Source organism: Methyloprofundus sp. (genome assembly GCF_965251085.1).
Classification (GTDB): Bacteria; Pseudomonadota; Gammaproteobacteria; order Methylococcales; family Methylomonadaceae; genus Methyloprofundus.
The window spans coordinates 4,780,191-4,800,191 of sequence record NZ_OZ252594.1 but is presented as its reverse complement, the minus strand read 5'-3'; the positions used below and the strand labels follow the sequence as shown (position 1 = coordinate 4,800,191).

The following is a 20,001-nucleotide window of genomic DNA, read 5'->3' as shown; positions in this document are numbered from 1 at the left end:
AATTATCCATGCTTATGTTGGCAGATTAGATGGATATAGTCAAGGCAAAAAGTAACTGAGGAAAGCGTTGCTTAAGCTTATGAGTATTAATCACTTTATTTTTTTTTGTTATTTTTGTATTTAAGTGAATGACATTGCTTCTGTATATGGCCATACATTTATTTATGAACAAAGCACCACCTTTAATCGAACCAAATATTTGGATAAAATAATCACCAACAGGTGCATTCACAAGAAAGCGATCCGGTATATTATCCACTGCTACTTTTTTTATTATTATAGATGGCGTTGGTATGAAAGGGCCACCACCCAATATTACTTCAGGTACTGTAAAAATATTATGTTTCTCTGAATAGTTCGATAAAATATTTCCTTTTACCCCATCTATTAATTCACTTACAGGATGAAAACTGAGATTACAGTTTGGATACTTTTTCATTTCATTTATTTGTATCTGTAGTTTTTTTGGATCAGTCCAATAATCATCCCCTTCACAAAGAGCAATATATTCTCCTTTTGCTCTTTGCTTATTCTCAATACCATTTATCATCATCCCAACATTTTCATTTCGTAGTCTAGCACTAATGATATTGGGGTACTTTTCCATATATTTACGGATTACCTCTGCTGTATCATCAGGTGAACAATCATCATCTACAACGATTTCAAAAGGAAAGTTAGTTTGCTGCGCAAGAAAGCTATCTAATGCCTCAGATATATACTTTCCGTGATTATAGGTAATAGTGCAGATACTCACAAGAGGTAAAGTCCTATCACCTTTCCAACTTTGCATGATTTCTTCTTCTGTTCTCTCCATTATCTTCTCGTGTTCTTAAAAAACTCTCTTAATTTAATCATTCTTCTTAATGCAGATGGTAAAAACCTAAAATGATATAAAATATTATACTGGAAAGAAATATTTTTATATCTCTTCTGTGCTTGCACAACTATATTCCTAAAATCTTTATCCATATTTTTTTTTAAATATAATATCGATAAAATGAATAAACGTTCTGATATTCTTTGGTTAAGTATATTTCTGTATTTTGGATCAATAATGTTAGCCATATCCTCCAATGATTTAATAAATTTAAGTGTAAAATCTGTTTCTACTTTTATTAATGATTGAAGAGATATCCTGGCATTTTTTATCTTATTCGAAGTATATGACTCAGGATGTCCTCTTCTATATACAGACATCTTTCTGGCAATAAATAAGGCTCCACCATCCACAGAACCAAGAAACTGTATAAACATATCACCTACCGGAGAGGTTTTAAAAAATTCAGGGGGGGGGATCCATTACTTTTCGGCGAATAACTATCGAAGCTGTAGGACAAAACCCACCGCGAATTCTTTCAAACATTTCCATATCAGTGAAAATTTTATTTTTCTCTACATGGTTCCCAATAATTACTCCTGAAGGCTCATTAACCAATACTTCATCGACAGGATGAAAACTCAAATAACACTCCGAGTTTTCTTGCATTAAATCTATTTGTATCTGTAGTTTTTCAGGGTCAGTCCAATAGTCATCGCCTTCACACAGAGCAATATATTTGCCAATTGCTTTTGTTATTAAAGTAGGCATTGGCTTAACACCTTTAGAAAAAGTATTTTCTTTTTCGTATACAGGCTTTATTAGTTGTGGATACTGGTCAGCATACTGTTTTACTATTTCAGCTGTTTTATCTGTAGAACAGTCATCTCGAATCAAAATCTCAAAAGGGAAATCTGTTTCTTGTATCAAAAAACCATCAATCGCTTCAGCTATATAGGGTTCATGATTATAGGTTGTACAACATATGCTTACTACTGGCTGCTCAATACTATCAACCCAGTTCTGCATGATCTCCTGTTCAGTTCTGTGATGCATTTAATTTTTCTTCTTTTTTCTTTTTTTGATTAACGGAATGACTTGTTCGTTAAAATAGGTATATGAACTGGTTTTTATAAAATAGTTAAATAAAACATACATAAAAGTAAATATACTCCCTTTAACAATTAACATTATTATATTTAATTGATCTAAATTTTTAGTAATTAAGAGCGTTAAAATTACTGAAAATAATGTGATTCCCATTTGCATAAGAATTGGTTTCACAAATAAAAAAAATGGTAATTTAATCTCACGAGAGGCAAATAAAATATTTAATGTTACTCCTAATACTGAAGTAACAACCAAACCGTACAAATAAACTTCTATACCCCAAAAATAGAGAACCACAAAGTTTATCGTCACAATGACCTTCTTATAGATCTCTAATCGTAAAAAAGCCTTAGAATTCCCTCTACTGCTAAGTACATTAACCAATAGTGTACTGATAGGTAACCCGAACACACTCAGAACCAGTATTTTAAAAAACTCAACGGACTGCAGCCATTTGGCTGAAAAAAGTAAAACTATCAACTCCTCAGAAATAAGGTACAGACTCCCAAGAAGCAAAAATACAATGAAGCTGATAACACCTAATGCTTTTAAGACGATGCTCTGAAAACGTGGGAGGTCATTTTTAACTTTAGAAAGTACAGGGAACAATACCGACATTAAACTGCCGGACGAATATTGAACAACCATACTGTTAAGCGATTTGGCACGCTGGAAAAACCCTAAGGTAGCGGGCGGAAACAGTTTACCTATAATTAAGAAGTCCAGTCTGATAAAAATAGCGTCCAACATCCTCGATAAAAACATCCGGAATCCAAAGCCCCACAATTGAGTTAGCGCTTTCCATGAAAATGTTAAAGAAGGTTTCCATTTTGCAGTAGTCCAAATAAGTAAATTATACACAATACTCATAGTTAAAGTCTGTGCTACCAGACTCCAGACCCCGGCACCCCGTAATGCCAAATAGATCCCGAGTGCACCACTGCTCAAAGATGAGATCAAGCTTATCTTTGTTAGTAAGGCATAGTTTAGCTCTTTACGCAGTCGCGTGCTTTGTACACTGCAAAATGCATTGATAACAAATAAACATGACATCACTTCTACCAAAGGGAGCAATTGCTCACTTTCATAAAATACACTGATCCATGGCGCAGAAAAGTAGGTCAATAAAGTAAGAAATAGCCCGACTACAATATTGAAATAAAAAACAGAGGAGTAATGAATAGGATGGACTTTACGTCTCTGAATAAGCGCGCCACCTAAACCGACATCGGTAAACACAGTTGCTATCCCGATGATTACCATTACCATTGCTATCAAGCCAAAATCAGAAGGTTCAAGAAGTCTGACTAGAAATATCGAAACGATAAACCCCATACCCCGGGTAACCATCTTGCCAAAAAAATCCCAGATAAAGGCTTTGGTGCCTTTTGCTTTTAAATTATCTGTCATAAATTACAAACTAACGTTTCGGGCCAGTAGAGAGACTGCGCAGATTTTTGGCCGGATTACCAAAAACAGAAATTCCTGAAGGCAGATTCTTTGTCACAACACTTCCCATACCGATAGATACATCTTCACCAATTTTCAAATTGTCTCTCAATCTAACACCTAGCCCTATGGTTGTGCCATCTCCAATAGAACAATTACCGCCTATCATCGATCCAACCGACACCCAGACTTTTTTACCAATTTGTACACCATGTCCGATATTACTCAAATTACCAATGACAACATCATTACTAATGACAGTATTCAAAAGTGTGCCACGGACGATGACTGTACCAGCACCTAACTCTACATTATTACCCATGTTCACCCCTGCCAGATGAGGGAATCTTAATGTCTCACCATTGGAAGTTTTATAAAGCGCAATACCATTACAGCCAATCGTACAATTTTCCCGGATAATACAGTTTTCACCAATAACAGTACCCCTTTTCAGAATACAGCCAGCCGATATAACACTTCCTTTGCCAATACTCACTCCCTCTTCAATGATTACTCTCTCATCAACGCTAGATTCAGGATCTATTGTCGGTACTTGTTTTTTTATCTGCGAGGTAAATGGAGCACATTTTTTTTCTCGGTTTAAAAGGTCGATCAGTTTAATAAACAGCGCTCGCGGATCTTCCGTATAAAGCGCCATAGCATCCGGAAAATTCTGATGCAGCTCTTTTGTTGTTATAGTCAAGGCATCACCCAGGTTCTCCAAAATATCACTTATAGGTTCCCTGTCGACAAAACAAATAGTGGCTGCAACTGCATAACGACCATCAGAAACCCCTTTAAGTAACTTATCAGACGGTAGCTTGGCAGACGGTTCATATATAAACCCGGTTCGCTGGACAATACATTCAATCTCTTCCCAGTTTAGAGATTGTAAAAATGGAATATATTCATTTAGCATCTGAACGAGAACTATTTTTCTAAAAGATACGAGACGATTGTATCGACACTGACTAACTGATCAAGATCGGCATCTGGTATTTTGATACCATATTTTTCTTCCAACAATAAATAGATATTCGCCATGTCAAGAGAATCGACTCCTTGCTCTACCAGAGAGACATCATTTGACATTGTTTCCATATTTTCCAATGTATCGGTCTCTTCGATGATGATGTTTCTGATCTCTTCTGTTGTTACTATCATTTTTTTCCTTAATTGATTTTCTTAATTATAGCCGAGGACCATGAAAGCCCCACTCCGAATGCACTTAAAACGATATTACCCTTTGGCATAACATTCATATTATTAGCTAACATAATGGGGATAGATGATGAGACTGTATTGCCGTACTCAGCCATGTCAAAAGGAACTTTGTCCTCATTCACTTTTAGTCGCTTTCGTATGGTATCCACGATGTATTTACTTCCCTGATGAAGATAGTATTTTTGGATATCCTCGTCTGTCAAATTATTTTTATGAAGCAATGCTTGAATATGTTTCGGTGCTGTTGTGGCTGTAAAACTAAACACAGCCCGTCCATTCATATAAAGTGTATCTTCACAGATAAGCTCTTTATAATCTTTACCATTAGTACCAAAGCTAAAATCTATAGGGATATAAGTAGCATCTTCACTGATCAGTGTTACAGTTGCCGCATCACCAAAGAGCAGTGCAGTATTTTTATCATTCTCATCAACAATATTACTGTATTGATCTGAGGTGAAAAGAAGCCCCTTCTTCATATCATTGTTTTTCATAAATGAGATGATATTTGAGAGGCCATAGACAAAACCCGAACAGCCTAAAGAGATATCAAATGCTGCACAATTCTCAGGTAGGTCAAGTTTGCCGTGTACGATAGCAGACGTATGGGGAATATTGAAATCAGGGTTCTGAGTGACCACAATACAACATTCTATTTCATCAACATTTATATTGGAAATTTTTTTCAGGTTTTCAAATGCTTTTACACACATATCTGAAGATTTGAAACCTTTATCTTTTAGTGCATGATATTTGACACCTATTTTGTTCTCGATAAAGTCATCATCAATCTCAAATTTTTCTTTGAGATCATAATTAGATTTTTTTGTTTCAGGAATATATATAGCGATATTTTCTATACCTAACATCAAGACTCCTTTGGAATAAGTGAGAAATACAAATGCCCAACTGGCTTTTCATCTAAAAAAAGTAGACTTTTAGTTAATTTATTATTGAAGTTCTGTAATAACTCCAGTTTAATTTCTTTGTTTTTAATATTCACAATATCAGCCAGCTCAAAATAATCAAACTTTGTTACGATCCACTTGCCTTTTTCTTTAACTGTTTGATTTAAAAAATACTTATTCATAGAAACAACGATTTCCGTATAACTGTCAGGCAATACATTTTTAAAGGAAATAAGATGGTTTGAAAGCACTGAGTTTTTTTCTACAGTCTCTTCAGAATAATCATTACAACACTCAATTGATTTGTCATTTTCACAAACTACCGCATAATATTTAACATCATCACCTATGAAGTTGATCAATGAATTAATTACAGGATAATCCGATTTAACAACTTTGTCTGTTATATACATTGTTGCATTTTTACGAAGCATTGCATGAGCAGAATACTTAACATCTCTAATTATATTAAATTCATTTGAGATAGATGCAATAACTGCATCAAAAATATCCGGCCCCTGAATATAAGTTCGACTTCCTTTAAAACAGAAGTCTAAATCTACTTTTTTTTTCATAGCGAATCTCTTATTATGGATTGAATAATACTAGTAACTTTCATTTGATCTTCTTCACTTAACTCTGGGTACATAGGTAAACATAGAATTCGTTTAGAGAGATCTCTTGAGTGAGCACAATGTTGTTTCGGTTCAATATAATTCAAGGTATCTAGCGATGGATAAAAATAACGACGGGGAGAGATGTTTTGATGATTCAATGCATGCTGTACTTTTAACCTTTCTTCTTCATCATTTAAAATAATGGGGAAATAGCTATAGTTTTGAGTCGAAAGGCTGTTTTGTTTTTGCAATTGCACCATACCACCTAGCTCTTTTTGGTACCTTTCATAAACGTCTTTTCTTTTTTGAGACACTACTTCCATTTCGTCTAACATGCAAAGCCCCATTGCCGCTTCAAACTCATTCATCTTGGCATTGGTTCCAAGCTCCGGGATAGACTCAGCATTTTCAATACCAAAATTAATAAGATAGCGGGCTTTTTCAACTAAACTGTCGTCATTAATAATCAGTGCTCCGCCTTCTATGGTATGAAACAGTTTTGTCGCATGAAAGCTCAATATTGAGATGTCTCCATAGTTTAATATCACGGCTAATTTGTTCTAGCTATAAAGGGTAAGCATGGTAATGAGTTACACCCCAAGATGGACAAACCCATGAAAAGCATGTATAGTTTCTATCCAGTTTCTTGAGATAAAACGATGCAACTCAACCAAATATCAGTCAGGCCCATTTTAAAGCAAGAAGAACCAAAATATCAGGATTTGATGGAGGCCCAGCATTACTTAGGTGCTATTCCAAAAATTGGTGAAACCCTTTGGTATGTGGCCTATTCTGAAACAGAATGGATTGCACTGATCAGCTTTTCGGCCGCCGCATTAAAGTGTGCGGCTCGTGATAGCTGGATAGGATGGAGTTATCGCCACCAAACGGGCCGCTTAAAACTGATTGCCAACAACAGCCGTTTTTTGATATTACCGACGAGGCATGATAAAAACCTAGGATCACGCCTCCTTTCACTGTGCCTTAAACGCTTATCCAATGATTGGGTTGAAAAGTATGGACACCCTATTTTGTTGGTCGAGACCTTTGTCGATCCAAAGCGATTTCATGGAGGTGTTTATCGAGCCAGTAACTGGCAGGCTATTGGTTACACGAAAGGGTTTCGCAGGGTAACAGACGGTTACTCTGCTCAAACAGAGCACAAAAAGCTGATTTTCGTTAAGCCACTTCATCGTCGAGCACAATCTGTTTTATCTCACACTATATTAAGTCATCATTTTTTATTAGGTGAGGTAAAAATGAAAATAACGCGTCATCAAATGCGTTCATTACCGGATTTCTTCAAGGAAATTAATGATCCCCGTAGAGCCCAAGGGCGACGCCATAGAATACAGACTGTTCTGGGAATAGCCGCTGGAGCTGTGTTATGCGGCATGAGGAGCTATGAATCTATTTTTGACTGGGCTGAAAGCTTATCTCAAAAGTCCAGAGCGCATTTTCGTTGCCGTTATGATAAAGGCCGTTATGTGATTCCAAGCCTAAGCATTTTTAGAAATATCTTAGTAAGAGTAGACCCGAATGAACTTGACGCAGCCTTTAATGCCTGGAACAAAGCCTATGCCCAGGATGACAACTCACTCGCAATAGATGGCAAAGTCATGTGTAATGCGATTGATGAATCAGGGCGCCAAACACAAATAATGAGTGCTGTTGGGCATACCACAGGAATTTGCTACGCCCAAAAAAAGTAGGTACTTTGCCTGTTGGAGATGGGTCGGATGAAGTTAAGCAAACCAATGAAATAACATTTGCTCCGAAATTATTAGATACACTACCGATTGAAAATAAAGATATCACCAGCGATGCTTTGCACACCCAGACTGAATTCGCGCGTTATTTAGTAGAACAACGAAAAGCGCATTATTATTTTAGTGTCAAAGGAAACCAGCCGACACTGCTTGATGATATTACCACCTACTTTTCAAATGATAGCCGTTTGGCAGATTATGAAGACAAAGTGTCTGTCGGGCACGGACGAATTGAGATTCGTAGAATCTGGGTCACATCGGAATTAAGTGAGTATGTATTATTCCCTCATGTTGCCCAGGTTTATCGCATAGAACGAGAAATAACGGACAAGAAAAGTGGGAAAACATCACTTGCGACCGCTTACGGTGTGACCAGCAGAACAAAAAAAGACGCAGATCCGAAAACCATCTTATATAAAGTTCGAGGTCACTGGTCTATTGAAGTCAGTCATTATATTATTGACTGGGTTTTTGATGAAGATCGCTCAACAATTCGTACCGGTTATGGCCCTGAGAACATGACCCGTCTTAGGCGCTTTGCTATCGGATTAATAAAATCAAAAGTTGAGAAAGGGATTTCAAAGAAAATGAGGCAACTCAATAAGAATACCAGAGCTGTTTTAGACTATTTGAAAATTACAAAAAATACCAGGAGGCCTTGTGCCGCATAAGGTTTAGAATATGAACAAATTAACCCTGAGTTTAATATGCTTTCGTCTTTATATTTTACATCAAAAGCGTGAGCCGCATCATAAACCACTTTTAAATTATGTGCCTCAGCTATTTTGGCAATTTTTTCGACATCACAGCCATTACCAAAGACATGTACCGGGACTATGGCTTCTGTGTTTGGCGTAATAAGTTCTTCAATGCAGTCTGGATCGATGTTTAATGTGCGCGCATCAATATCTGCAAATATGGGTTTAATCCCATTGGTTACAAGAGAACTCGTTGTCGCAACAAAAGAAAAAGGAGTGGTGATTGCATATCCTTTAAGATCCAAGGTTCTATAAGCGATTTCAAGGGCGACTGTCCCATTTGCTACCAAGACTATATTTTTGACACCAAGATATTCTGCTAAGCGCTCTTCAAGCTCCCTAACCAATGGCCCATTATTTGTTACCCATCCGCTCTTATAGATTTTATCCACATAAGACTGGTATTTTCGTTTATCTGGTAAGTACCCATGCAAAATTAATTTAACCTTTTATGCAAACTCTACTTTGTAATTCTTTCCAATATTAGACAGCACCTTAAATAATTCTTCCTGAAGAGAGGCATAGGATTCATAAGCTGAAAAAGGAAGCCATTCGTATTTTATTTTACGCCATATAATCTCGATAATATTTAACTCGGGTGAGTATGGCGGTATACGGTAAATGGATAGGTTTTTTTCTTTCCACCTTTCAAGGTTTTCATTAAATTCATTACTCGTATGAGTCGATGCATTATCAATAATAAGAGTTGTTGGTTTTTTAATCTGTTTAGCAAATTCATCAATACAAGCCACAACAACCGAAGTGTTTACACTCCCTTCAAAAACAAAAGAATCAAACCTGCAATCTCTGTTAACAAAACCTAATACATTAAGACGCTTGCTGTTTGAGCTTGGTATTTCAATCGTCTCACCTGACTGTTGCCAAGCATAAGGAACACAGGGTTCTAGTGTAAACCCCGACTCATCAAAGTAGCACAAATCAAGTTCATTCTCTTTATGTTGTTGTATTAATTCTTTTATTTCATCGGTTGCCAAATCAAATTTATCTTGATTACGCTTTATCCTTAAGGATTTTCTAACTCGTTTCCAAACAAGATCAGCTTGTTTACAAATACGTTTTATAGTATCAATGCTAACTGAAATGCCTAGATCTTCTTCAAATTTTGCTAGTACTGATTTTAATGATCTAGGAGATTTTTCAACTCTCTGGACTAAGCTTATTTGTTGTTTTTCAGTTAAAATACCTCGCCGTCCTCTTCCCTGACAGTCAACCAATCCATCGATTCCATTCTTTTCCCAGTTAGAAAACCAAGTGGAAACAGTTTGGCGGCATACGTTATAAATAGAACAAATCATGGGAACAGAATGCTCTTTGAAACTTAATAAAATAGCATGAGCTCGACTTCTACTTAAATGAAGTGGATGGTTTTTATGCATCACATTTAAAGCAGTAATTTCTTCTGGGAGTAGGTGTTTTATATAGAGCACAAACATTTAGAGTCAGCAAAATAATTGTTTATTATGACACCTTTTTTCGTTAAATTAATTTTGCGTAAGTACTTAGGTATGTTTTTGTTACGTTGATCATGCAGAATTTCTTTTATTATTTACAAAAAAATATAGTTCCCACGGTCTCCGTGGGAACTCATATGAGAACGCTCTGCGTTCGGTGACGCAGAGCATCACAGCCTACATTCCCACGCTGGAGCATGGGAACGAGAGAACCATGTTATGCCATATTATTAATTACACCAACAACACGTTTCATTTCTTCATCTGTCATTACGGAACTTATGGGCAAGCTCAGCACTTCCTTATGAAGCATTTCCGTTTCTGGAAAACTTATATTATTCCAGCATTTATAAGCCGCTTGTTTATTTGGGGGAATAGGATAATGAATTAATGTTTGAATACGGTTGTCTATAAGATACTTTTGTAACTGCTCTCTATTCTTTGTACGAATTACAAATAGATGCCAGACATGAGAGTTAGAGTCAGCCACAAATGGTAACCCTATTAACTCAGTGTCTATATTTTTAAGATAGTATTCAGCGATAGCTCTTCTTTTTTGTATTTCATTATTAAGCTGCTTCAGTTTAACCCTTAAAAAAGCGGCTTGCATCTCATCTAAGCGACTATTGATACCTTGATACTGATTTTCATATTTTTTATGACTGCCGTAATTCCCTAACGCTCGAACAACATCTGCTAATTGATCATCATTCGTTGTGATTGCGCCTCCATCACCTAATGCACCTAAATTCTTTCCTGGGTAAAAACTGAATCCACTTGCATCTCCCAAGTTACCCGTTCGTTTACCATGATAAATAGCACCGTGGGCTTGTGCCGAGTCTTCTATCACTTTTAAATTATATTGTTTAGCAATGGCATTTATCTCATTCATTGCTGCAACTTGTCCGTATAAATGTACGGCCATAATTGCTTTAGTTTTATCCGTTATTTTTTCCTCTATTAATGCAGGGTTAATATTATACGTTTGAATATCTGGTTCGACTAACACAGGGGTTAAGTCATTTTCGGAAATCGCTAAAATAGATGCGATGTAGGTATTAGCAGGGACTATAATTTCATCACCTGCCTGCATAAGCCCCATTTCTTTATAGGCTCTTATAATGAGGGTTAATGCATCTAGTCCATTAGCAACGCCTATGCAGTGTTTTGTCCCGCAATAATCAGCAAATTCTTGTTCAAATGCCTGGCATTGTTTTCCTTGTATATACCAGCCGCTGTTAACTACTTGGTCAAAGGCTTGTTCAAATTCTTTCAAGTACTCGCTATTGAGTGATTTAAGATCTAGAAAAGGAATTGTTGTTTCTTTTGATTGTTCTACATATTGAAAAAAATCATCGGGGTGAAGCGTTAATTCAGGGTGCTTTTTTAACATGCCGTTATCTCTTGTCAGTACTATTCCATCAACTGCCTGTGCTGATGCAATAATTTGACTATCTTCAATATCAGTATAGTCAATCGTTAAGTACGCTGGCGTTTTAGCAAGTTTAAAGTTTCCCATCAGGTATTTAATCAATTGAGCTGCTAATAAGCGTCGCTTCGATTGTGAATATCCATATTCTCTCCTTAATTCATCTGCTTTTAAAAAGGCAATATTATCTAAACTTGAGGAAGAAATATAGGTATAACCTCTACCCCGTAAATATTCAAAAGCTTTAATAGAATTTGGAAACGCTACTCTACGTGTTGCACTAAAAAAGTCAAGAATGATATTTACATCCAGTACTACATTCTTCATTAAGGGTTTTCCCAGCTTGCATGTGCCCGTTCTAGTTTATTATCATCATCTATATTAGGATCCTCATGCGTCATAACTAATTCCATCCAGTTATCCTGGAGGTATTTATTTGAAAACTCCGCCTTTATTTCCTGATCTTGCTCAAATTTCACACCATCACTTTTTAAGTTATTCAAAAACAATATGACTTTTGGTGCGACTGATTCATCAGGGATATCAACTGTTAATTTCATTTGTCTCTCCTTTTAAAACGCCATGCATACTTTTATCTTCTTTCTTCATAGCAAATTTATAGAACTGATCACTTTTATAATAACCTTCATCATAACCACACAATCCAGTCATTACTAGCTCACGCCAATGCCTTCAATGTATTTATCCGAAAATTGAGGGTTTTCTTCGACATGCTCTTTTAAAAGCGGGTTAGCCATATCAGGCGCATCTATTACAGCAATTACTTTGATATGTTTTGAATTTAGCTCTTTGTACTTTTCAGGTATTTTTATCATACCATTGCTTATGTCTGCTTCAAACTCTATTGTGTACATGACGACGCCCTTAATTTTTCTTAATTTTAAACAAACTTTTTGTACTTTCGTTTTGTGTTTTGATAAGTACTTTCTTTAAAAATGAAATAATAATTTAATTCATCTTCATTTACTCTCACTGCACCAAAGCGTTCATGGAATACAACAACCTTTTGGTTTTCTTTTCGCACATCAAAGTGCGACTGCTGAAACCCTAATTCACCAAAACCAAATTCATAAATTTGCAATGAAGATTCAATGGCCGTTGACTTTGGAGCACCATTTTTAATCAACCAACTCCCCCAACAAAATGAATCTTTTTTTAAATCATATACTCTAACTAGGCCAAGCATTTCACCTGATTTACTTTCAATAATAAAATAGGTAACCGCTCGCCTCCCCCTTTAGAATATTAAGGTCGAGGAAAACATTTCTAATAAAACCTCCCCTAACCCCTCCTTGCGAAGGAGGAGGGAGGGAGGGAGACTGAATGTTGACTTAAGCCCTCTCTTGCTGGAGGGGGTTGGGTGAGGAGAATAAAATAATGCATTTAGCCCTCCCTCATCCCAACCTTCTCCCTCTGGAGAAGAAGCTTATTCTTAAGTCAACAGCATTGGGGCTGAACGGCTACTAAAATAGCACTCCAGCCCTTGTTTTTCTGTTTCTTTATAATTTTTCCTGATTACGTATGACTCTCAGCCATAGTAAAATAAAACATGAATAATCAGCATGTTAACAAACTCGTCATTCCTGGAGTCTACCCAGTCAAGCGTGGGCACAAGCTTTATCGGGAATCTATGCTTAACTAACTAGATTCCTGCTAGAAGCATGCAGGAATGACGAATTATACTTGAGAGTTGTGGGTAATCAGGTGATTTTTTGTAACTTCTCATTATTCACGGGAAAATACATATAAAAATATCGTCATTCCCGAGGTCTTTTATCGGGAATCTACATTGAGCATAGATTCCTGTTAACAGCATACAGGAATGACGTGCTGAAAAGACTGCCTGTACCCTTTAATAATGAGAAGTTACAATTTTTAACCCATCCTGCTATTTTTGTACATCATTATCTACTTGAGATAAATATTTTTTTATGTTCAAGCATTCTGAGTGGCAAAATAAAAGCGGCATCATCTATTACAGCAGTCCGCATGTTAATATTTTTGCCTTGTATCATTTTCATGCTACTCTCCCTGAAGCATGAAAAAAATTGTCATTAGCGGCTAGGTTCTGTTCTGTTCAAAATATTATCCATCAATTGGTATGTTATTCTACAACTTGAACAGGCGAAGTCTTTTAATTTTTCACCACACTCACAAACATAGCCATGGAATTTTGCCGGATTACCATAAACCAATGCATGTCTTGGTATATCTTTAGTTACAACGCTACCCGCCCCAATCATTGCATTTTCTCCAATGGTAATACCCCCAATGATAGTGCTGTTTGCTCCAATTGAGGCATTTTTCTGTATTACTGTTTTAAGAAAAGCATTTGGGTATCGCTTGGATCTAGGTAAAAAATCATTTGTAAACGTAACATTTGGGCCAATAAAAGTATTATCTTCAAGCTGGATACCATCCCAAATTTGAACACCACTTTTTACTGTAACATTATCACCAATCAGCACATCATTTTCGATTAAACACTGGGCATTAATATTACAATTATTACCAATTTTTGCTTTTTCTAAAACAACACAAAACTGCCAGATATTAGTATTATTCCCAATATCACTCGTATGAACATCCGCTAACTGATGTATCATTCCAACTCCTTCAAAAAAGTTTCGTAGTCTTTAATATAATCATCGTTATCGTAATACTCACTTGCAACTACCATCAGCACACAATCAGGACTAAAATCGTACATTTCTCGCCAGATTAGCCCTTCAATTAATAGTCCTTGATTGGGCGAATCCGGAAGTATTTCATTTTTATTCTTGCCATCATCCAGATGAAACTTACAACTGGCACTCACACAAATTGCTATCTGCTTTAAGTCCTTATGCGCATGAAAGCCTCGGCGTACTCCAGACTTTGTTCCAAAAATATAATAGACCCGTTTAATATCAAAGGGGGTATTGTTATTTTCTTCTAATGCAATTAAAGAGCTACGTTCGTCGCCCATTATTTTAAAATCAATTAATTTACAAATCATAATATTTTTTAAAGTACCATTTCTATGGTTTCATAGAACTACTGCGTTTCATACCATGGACAATATAGCCTTTCTTTAACAGAAACCCGGAAAGATATGTGCTTTCCTGGCCTGTAACGTCTGTAATTAATGCAATGTCTTTCTGTGTCATTTTTGTTTTTATATTTAACTTCTAACTTCACTTGGCTAGTTCCCAAGGTCTCCGTGGAAATTTATACAGGAATGCTCTGCGTTCCGTGACGCTGAGCGTCACAATCTGCATTCCCACGCTGGAGCATGGGAACGAGAAAACCTCTAACTGCTAGAGATAAATAATAACCCCAACCCGATTAATGTGATCATTCAAATTGGTATTTTTTAGCTTCTCATATTGAGATAAATCCACCCTGACTCTAGAGCATTTACCTCATAATTCTTCTCTTCGCTTTTGTGATTTATATTGCCAGGCAGGTTTTGTGTTGCAAAGATGATATTTGCATCTTCAAATTGCTCTGCCAAGACTAGGTCACGCATGATATGACGGGTCCCAATATTCAATGATGAGTCTGCTCGGAAGAGAATGTTTTTAATCATTATTAATAAGCTCCCAATACCCTCGAGTACCACCGACTCTCTTTAAGAGGTTTTTCTCTTTTAGCTTATTGAGATGCTTTTTTATTGCAGATTCATTAATATCTAGTTGTTCTGCCATAGCCCTATAGCTAATTTTTTTATCTCTTTTTATAATCTCCAGAACTTCTTGTTGTCTCGGTGTTAGATTTATTGAGCCACCTATTGAGCCACCCATTGAGCCACCCATTGAGCCACTATTTTCTATCGGTTCATCATTGATAGAGAAGGTTATTCTCAAAAAGTTATTACTAAAATCAAAGCTCTTTTTTGTATAATAAGATAAGATTCTAGGCATACCAGAACCAAGCTGTTCTACCATATCTAAGTCTTTATATATCCTCATTATTTCTCGGTTGACAGGAATGGAGAATCCTTTAAAAAAATCTTCATTATCAATCCCTGTCGATAAGCCGTTTGCTGATGTTATCTCTAGCCGATCATCAAATATCTCAAAAGTCGGGGTTAACTCTCGCGTATAGTCATTATGTACTATGGCGTTAATAACCGCTTCTCTGAGTGCAACAGGATTCCATAATTTTTGGTTAATTCTCTCTTTTGACGTTATCAGTGTTGCTGTTTTATTCTCAAGTTCTAATTTTTCTAACACTTGTTTGGTTGACTTCATCAGGGAGCAGTACCCATACTCGTTATTTTCTACAAGGTTTACTCTTGTTATTCCTTCGTATTTGGCAACTTTTATGGAGGTTCCATTGCTATCTGCCATAAGATAAGCTACATAGTTAAATTCATTATTTGCCGTTAAAAGTTCTAAATTCGATGCAAATTGATCATTGAGCTTCAAGCCTCTTGCTTCATAATAAATTTTAAGTTGCTCAAAGGTCAGATCTTGTCTGTTTGATCTGATTTTACCAATAGAGTTTCTTGTTCGACTTGAAAATAGTTCTTCTATCATCTGCGTTGACATTGGCTCTGATGCAGAACCCAGGCGTACAAAACAGCCACGAGAGGACATTCCCTGTTTTTTAAGATAGTAGGGGGTTTCACTACCACTTGCCAGGGTTATTTTGATAATATGTTTACTCTGTTTTTCTTCTACTTCGATGTCAAATAAGCCCATACAAGATGGCGCTATATTATTTTTTAATCTATCTTTGATTTTAAGCTGTGTAGCATCAGTATCTTTGATACCTACCATTTTACCATTTTTATCAATCCCTAAATAGATAACACCGCCTTGCCTATAGTTTAAAAATGCAACAACCTCTTTTTCTAAGGTTTCAGTCAATATTTCTTTAAACTCTATTCTATCTGTTTCAATCATATAACTTCACAAATCAGGAACAAAGGGGACGCTACCCTTTAATTGTATTGGAATCACGGATAAAAAAGAAGACGTTACTTTTCAACCTTGGGGTTCGTGCCTCACCAAATTCTACGGACTTACAATTCAATTGTTTAATTTAGCACTTATATTTAATGCAAAATCCTGGAGCTTAAGATACATTTTATCAACTACAATAGTTTTTATTATTTTTTCATCTAAATTTAAATAGTCATGCACAATTGCATTTCTCATGCCGATAATCCTTTGCCATTCCTGTGCATCCTCGGTAGGTATTAATTGTAACTCCATTAATTTCTTAAATACGCCATAAGCATCCGTTGGTAATACTTTATTTTGCTGTTTCAACCAGTGCCTGGATACCCCTATACAAGCCTCTACTAAAGTTTGTAGTAATCTTTCCGCCCCTTTCCTTTCTACCCTCGTCCATGAACGTTGCTTTAATATGTCGTGAAGCGTGTCTAAATCTTCCACACTTTCCTGCACATGTTGTTGAATAGCATCGACGTAAATATTAAGCATAATGTTTTCTGTGATAACAGTAATCTATTTCCCATTTTGACATAATTTTCTGTTCTTCGATCATTCTACGGTAGTTATTTTTACTATAAAGCAGGGTATTGTCTAAGACAACAGTGTAAGCTAGCGGTAATGGTGCTTGATTAATATCTATGATTGACAAGGGTATATTAAGCTTTTCATGCCATTCTAATACAAGTATTTCTGGCCTTAATCGACGCTCTATGGGGTCTTCAATATACGTTTTAAATGCTACCGCTAAATCATAGTCGCTCTCATTATTGGCCTTGTTTCTCGCTCGTGAGCCATATAACCAAAGCACTTCTACTTCTGCATTATTTTTTGCTAATTGTATTATATTAATCAAACTTTGCTTTTGACTTGCTTGTATATTCACATCGATAATAAATTTATTATTGTACATGCTTTTCCATTAATGCTTCTGTTAGTATATCATCGTCTGTTTGATTGGTGTTATAGCTGTAATACTTAGGTAGGTGTTTTAATTTAAAGGCTAAATAATCATCACCTAAGGATTGATTGAGTGCTTGCAATTGACTGATAATATTGCTTGTTGCCTGTTTATTTAAAATAGCGGAAATGTTTTGATCAACTTCGACATAAGGCACCTGGAAACACACATCATCCATCCTTGCTGGTCTTTTTATCAATCATTAGCACTGTAGCAATAGTGACGTAGCCAGCTATGCGCCTATTGCTACAGCACTGATGACAAACAAAAACCCTGCCCAAATATTGGACGCTTATTTCTTTCCAGGCACCTAAAAAGACTGTAACTCTATTGCTGCTTGCTCCAGTTCAGGAATTATATAATGTCCGTCTTGTTTCACCACTTGTAGAAACACTAGTTCACCAAAACCAAACTCATAAACTTGCAGTGCGGATTCTATAGCCGTTGATTTTGGTGTATTATCTTTAATTAACCAACTTCCCCAACAAAAGGACTCTTTTTTAAATCATAAGCATGGAAACGAGATAACATCTAATTGCTAACTTCTCTCGATTAACTATAAACTCCTTTCCCACCGTAAGAAGGCTGGATAAAGATTATAAAAATCTAATTTTATTTTATTCTCTTCATTCTGCCCTGAAGGGCTCAGAGCACTTTTGTTTTAGTCATTCTATTTTCTAGGTCTTTAATAATCGATTCCCCGACATCCACAATAAATTCAAGATAGCTATAAGCTGTTTGTAATGCATCCGCTAAAATAGTTAAGTCTTCGATATATTCATGGATCATTTGGTTTCTTAATTGGCGCACTGTTAGCCACTGTTCAACTGAAGGTAATACACCCATTTTTTCAGCTTTATCTAGGTTATCAATTGCTACACTTGTTTTTTCGCCTAATGCATCTAACCATGCGGGTAAAAGCTTGTCGCCAATGGTGTCTTGTAATCGACAGAACCGACTTGTAAACGCCTCAACCTGCTCAGCAAGAACTTCGTCACTTGCTAATCGTTTTGCACGTTCTTCAGTAAAGGCATCATTAAATACCTTATCAGCTGAATAATTCAAGTGATGAATTTCTTTTTTTACCACTCTACTTAAAAATAGTAATCTTTCAAGTTTATCTTCATTATCTACGCTCAGTTTCATAGGGCTATCCCTTTTTTCTTTGCGATCATATGTATTGATAAATCCCTTAAATTTGGGGCTGATAATAATACATCTACATTTCTACCCTGAAATTGTTTTATAAGTTGAGCGCTTATTCTGGCTGATAATTCCGCAGGGTGCCCCACTGGTTCTGGCAAAGTTATGAGCAAATCAATATCCCCTCCTTTTTTTACATCATCAACTCTGGATCCAAACAAAGTTATCTGTGCGTTACCCCCCGCTAATGCCGCGACAACTTGTCGAATAGTTTGTACCTGCCACGCCATTAATCTCATTTTAAACCTCGTTATTACTCAATTGATAACACCTGAATTCAAGTCATAAGTGCATAACCCAATAAATTTCTTAAATACGCCATAAGCATCCGTTGTTAATACTTTATTTTGCTGTTTCAACCAGTGTTTAGATACCCCTATACAAGCCTCTACTAAAGTTTGTAGTAATCTTTCCGCCCCTTTCCTTTCTACCCTCGTCCATGAACGTTGCTTTAATATGTCGTGAAGCGTGTCTAAATCTTCCACACTTTCCTGCACATGTTGTTGAATCGCATCGACGAAAATATTAAGCATAATGTTTTCTGTGATAACTGTAATCTATTTCCATTTTGACATAATTTTCTGTTCTTCGATCATTCTACGGTAGTTATTTTTACTATAAAGCAGGGTATTGTCTAAGACAACAGCATAAGCTAGTGGTAATGGTGCTTGATTAATATCTATAATTGAAGGGTATATTAAGCTAATCATTCCATTCTAATGCGAGTATTTCTGGCCTTAATCGACGCTCTACAGGGGCTTCAATATACGTTTTAAATGCTACTGCCAAATCATAGTCACTCTTAATATTGGCCTTGTTTCTCGCGCGTGAGCCATATAACCAAAGCACTTCTACTTCTGCATTATTTTTTGCTGATTGTATTATATTAATCAAACTTTGCTTTTGACTTGCTTGTATATTCACATCGATAATAAATTTATTATTTTGCATACTTTTCCATTAATGCTTCTGTCAGCATGTCATCGTCTGTTTTAGTTGTTTTGTGGCTGTAATACTTAAGTAGGTATTTTAATTTAAAGGCTAAATAATCATCACCTAAGGATTGATTGAGTGCTTGCAATTGACTGATAATATTGCTTGTTGCCTGTTTATTTAAAATAGCGGAAATGTTTTGATCAACTTCAACATAAGGCACCTGGAAACACACATCATCCATCCTTGCTGGTCTTTTTATCAATCATTAGCACTGTAGCAATAGTTACGTAGCCAGCTATGCGCCTATTGCTACAGCACTGATGACAAACAAAAACCCTGCCCAAATATTGGACGCTTATTTATTTCCAGGTGCCTAAAAAG

Annotated in this window: 29 protein-coding genes; 2 read left to right on the top strand and 27 right to left on the bottom strand. The window is 36.2% G+C overall.

Features of this window, described 5'->3' with window-relative positions:
* Nucleotides 1–25 precede the first annotated feature (25 nt).
* The 9 genes from ACQY3F_RS22675 to ACQY3F_RS22635 are packed head-to-tail and all read right to left on the bottom strand — an operon-like array spanning nt 26 to nt 6,676.
* Nucleotides 26–817 carry a glycosyltransferase gene (locus ACQY3F_RS22675; protein ID WP_428357423.1) on the bottom strand — a complete coding sequence of 264 codons (792 nt, stop codon included), beginning with the start codon at nt 815–817 and terminating at the stop codon, nt 26–28.
* Nucleotides 817–1,257, bottom strand: coding sequence for a hypothetical protein (locus tag ACQY3F_RS22670; RefSeq protein WP_428357421.1), 441 nt, complete (start codon nt 1,255–1,257; stop codon nt 817–819). Before ACQY3F_RS22670 ends, ACQY3F_RS22675 begins: the two co-directional genes overlap by 1 nt.
* Before the next feature lie 28 nt (nt 1,258–1,285).
* Nucleotides 1,286–1,849 carry a glycosyltransferase gene (locus ACQY3F_RS22665; protein WP_428357420.1) on the bottom strand — a complete coding sequence of 188 codons (564 nt, stop codon included), beginning with the start codon at nt 1,847–1,849 and terminating at the stop codon, nt 1,286–1,288.
* Nucleotides 1,850–1,876: 27 nt separating this feature from the next.
* Nucleotides 1,877–3,340 carry a lipopolysaccharide biosynthesis protein gene (locus tag ACQY3F_RS22660; protein ID WP_428357418.1) on the bottom strand — a complete coding sequence of 488 codons (1,464 nt, stop codon included), beginning with the start codon at nt 3,338–3,340 and terminating at the stop codon, nt 1,877–1,879.
* A gap of 10 nt (nt 3,341–3,350) precedes the next feature.
* Entirely contained in the window at nt 3,351–4,298 is a 948-nt protein-coding gene (locus ACQY3F_RS22655; RefSeq protein ID WP_428357416.1) for a hypothetical protein, read from the bottom strand.
* An 11-nt stretch (nt 4,299–4,309) separates the two neighbouring features.
* A complete protein-coding gene (locus ACQY3F_RS22650; RefSeq protein WP_428357415.1) occupies nt 4,310–4,543 on the bottom strand; it encodes a phosphopantetheine-binding protein in 234 nt (77 codons plus the stop codon).
* A gap of 8 nt (nt 4,544–4,551) precedes the next feature.
* The gene (locus tag ACQY3F_RS22645; RefSeq protein WP_428357413.1) at nt 4,552–5,472 is read right to left on the bottom strand and encodes a ketoacyl-ACP synthase III; all 921 of its coding nucleotides are present in this window, start codon (nt 5,470–5,472) and stop codon (nt 4,552–4,554) included.
* A complete protein-coding gene (locus tag ACQY3F_RS22640; protein WP_428357411.1) occupies nt 5,472–6,086 on the bottom strand; it encodes a hypothetical protein in 615 nt (204 codons plus the stop codon). The genes ACQY3F_RS22645 and ACQY3F_RS22640 overlap by 1 nt, the downstream gene beginning before the upstream one ends.
* Nucleotides 6,083–6,676, bottom strand: coding sequence for a DegT/DnrJ/EryC1/StrS family aminotransferase (locus tag ACQY3F_RS22635; protein ID WP_428357410.1), 594 nt, complete (start codon nt 6,674–6,676; stop codon nt 6,083–6,085). The genes ACQY3F_RS22640 and ACQY3F_RS22635 overlap by 4 nt, the downstream gene beginning before the upstream one ends.
* Nucleotides 6,677–6,787: 111 nt before the next feature.
* On the opposite strand from ACQY3F_RS22635, the gene ACQY3F_RS22630 reads away from it, so the two are divergent.
* Nucleotides 6,788–7,840, top strand: coding sequence for a Druantia anti-phage system protein DruA (locus ACQY3F_RS22630; RefSeq protein WP_428353913.1), 1,053 nt, complete (start codon nt 6,788–6,790; stop codon nt 7,838–7,840).
* Nucleotides 7,819–8,568, top strand: a complete 750-nt coding sequence (locus ACQY3F_RS22625) for an ISAs1 family transposase (protein ID WP_428353157.1) — start codon at nt 7,819–7,821, stop codon at nt 8,566–8,568. The genes ACQY3F_RS22630 and ACQY3F_RS22625 overlap by 22 nt, the downstream gene beginning before the upstream one ends.
* Here the strand turns inward: ACQY3F_RS22625 and ACQY3F_RS22620 are convergent.
* The 18 genes from ACQY3F_RS22620 to ACQY3F_RS22535 all read right to left on the bottom strand — a co-directional run bounded on the left by ACQY3F_RS22620 (nt 8,523) and on the right by ACQY3F_RS22535 (nt 19,861).
* On the bottom strand, nt 8,523–9,089 hold the full coding sequence (locus tag ACQY3F_RS22620; RefSeq protein ID WP_428357408.1) for a DegT/DnrJ/EryC1/StrS family aminotransferase: 567 nt from the start codon (nt 9,087–9,089) through the stop codon (nt 8,523–8,525). The two genes, ACQY3F_RS22625 and ACQY3F_RS22620, sit on opposite strands and share 46 nt — an antisense overlap.
* A gap of 15 nt (nt 9,090–9,104) precedes the next feature.
* Nucleotides 9,105–10,109, bottom strand: a complete 1,005-nt coding sequence (locus ACQY3F_RS22615) for an IS630 family transposase (protein WP_428353111.1) — start codon at nt 10,107–10,109, stop codon at nt 9,105–9,107.
* A 235-nt stretch (nt 10,110–10,344) separates the two neighbouring features.
* Nucleotides 10,345–11,883 (bottom strand): aminotransferase class V-fold PLP-dependent enzyme, encoded by a 1,539-nt coding sequence (locus ACQY3F_RS22610; protein ID WP_428357406.1) that lies wholly within the window; start codon nt 11,881–11,883, stop codon nt 10,345–10,347.
* A complete protein-coding gene (locus ACQY3F_RS22605; RefSeq protein WP_428357404.1) occupies nt 11,883–12,116 on the bottom strand; it encodes a hypothetical protein in 234 nt (77 codons plus the stop codon). The genes ACQY3F_RS22610 and ACQY3F_RS22605 overlap by 1 nt, the downstream gene beginning before the upstream one ends.
* A 114-nt stretch (nt 12,117–12,230) precedes the next feature.
* Entirely contained in the window at nt 12,231–12,431 is a 201-nt protein-coding gene (locus ACQY3F_RS22600; protein ID WP_428357402.1) for a hypothetical protein, read from the bottom strand.
* A 26-nt stretch (nt 12,432–12,457) separates the two neighbouring features.
* Nucleotides 12,458–12,784, bottom strand: a complete 327-nt coding sequence (locus ACQY3F_RS22595; protein WP_428357795.1) for a hypothetical protein — start codon at nt 12,782–12,784, stop codon at nt 12,458–12,460.
* 847 nt (nt 12,785–13,631) lie between these two features.
* Nucleotides 13,632–14,183 (bottom strand): acyltransferase, encoded by a 552-nt coding sequence (locus tag ACQY3F_RS22590; RefSeq protein ID WP_428357401.1) that lies wholly within the window; start codon nt 14,181–14,183, stop codon nt 13,632–13,634.
* Entirely contained in the window at nt 14,180–14,575 is a 396-nt protein-coding gene (locus ACQY3F_RS22585) for a sugar 3,4-ketoisomerase (RefSeq protein ID WP_428357400.1), read from the bottom strand. Before ACQY3F_RS22585 ends, ACQY3F_RS22590 begins: the two co-directional genes overlap by 4 nt.
* Before the next feature lie 357 nt (nt 14,576–14,932).
* Complete coding sequence (locus ACQY3F_RS22580; RefSeq protein WP_428357398.1) at nt 14,933–15,148, bottom strand: hypothetical protein; 216 nt, start codon at nt 15,146–15,148, stop codon at nt 14,933–14,935.
* Nucleotides 15,141–16,469, bottom strand: a complete 1,329-nt coding sequence (locus tag ACQY3F_RS22575; protein ID WP_428357397.1) for an RNA-binding domain-containing protein — start codon at nt 16,467–16,469, stop codon at nt 15,141–15,143. The genes ACQY3F_RS22580 and ACQY3F_RS22575 overlap by 8 nt, the downstream gene beginning before the upstream one ends.
* A gap of 126 nt (nt 16,470–16,595) precedes the next feature.
* Entirely contained in the window at nt 16,596–17,012 is a 417-nt protein-coding gene (hepT, locus tag ACQY3F_RS22570; RefSeq protein ID WP_428357395.1) for a type VII toxin-antitoxin system HepT family RNase toxin, read from the bottom strand.
* The gene (mntA, locus tag ACQY3F_RS22565; RefSeq protein WP_428357393.1) at nt 17,005–17,433 is read right to left on the bottom strand and encodes a type VII toxin-antitoxin system MntA family adenylyltransferase antitoxin; all 429 of its coding nucleotides are present in this window, start codon (nt 17,431–17,433) and stop codon (nt 17,005–17,007) included. The genes hepT and mntA overlap by 8 nt, the downstream gene beginning before the upstream one ends.
* The gene (locus tag ACQY3F_RS22560; RefSeq protein WP_428357392.1) at nt 17,423–17,659 is read right to left on the bottom strand and encodes a hypothetical protein; all 237 of its coding nucleotides are present in this window, start codon (nt 17,657–17,659) and stop codon (nt 17,423–17,425) included. Before ACQY3F_RS22560 ends, mntA begins: the two co-directional genes overlap by 11 nt.
* 467 nt (nt 17,660–18,126) lie before the next feature.
* The gene (locus tag ACQY3F_RS22555) at nt 18,127–18,627 is read right to left on the bottom strand and encodes a hypothetical protein (RefSeq protein ID WP_428357391.1); all 501 of its coding nucleotides are present in this window, start codon (nt 18,625–18,627) and stop codon (nt 18,127–18,129) included.
* Entirely contained in the window at nt 18,624–18,923 is a 300-nt protein-coding gene (locus ACQY3F_RS22550; protein ID WP_428357389.1) for a nucleotidyltransferase domain-containing protein, read from the bottom strand. Before ACQY3F_RS22550 ends, ACQY3F_RS22555 begins: the two co-directional genes overlap by 4 nt.
* A gap of 18 nt (nt 18,924–18,941) precedes the next feature.
* Nucleotides 18,942–19,217 (bottom strand): hypothetical protein, encoded by a 276-nt coding sequence (locus ACQY3F_RS22545; protein WP_428357387.1) that lies wholly within the window; start codon nt 19,215–19,217, stop codon nt 18,942–18,944.
* Between the two features lie 169 nt (nt 19,218–19,386).
* The gene (locus ACQY3F_RS22540) at nt 19,387–19,635 is read right to left on the bottom strand and encodes a nucleotidyltransferase domain-containing protein (protein WP_428357385.1); all 249 of its coding nucleotides are present in this window, start codon (nt 19,633–19,635) and stop codon (nt 19,387–19,389) included.
* The gene (locus tag ACQY3F_RS22535; RefSeq protein ID WP_428357383.1) at nt 19,625–19,861 is read right to left on the bottom strand and encodes a hypothetical protein; all 237 of its coding nucleotides are present in this window, start codon (nt 19,859–19,861) and stop codon (nt 19,625–19,627) included. Before ACQY3F_RS22535 ends, ACQY3F_RS22540 begins: the two co-directional genes overlap by 11 nt.
* Between the last annotated feature and the right edge of the window lie 140 nt (nt 19,862–20,001).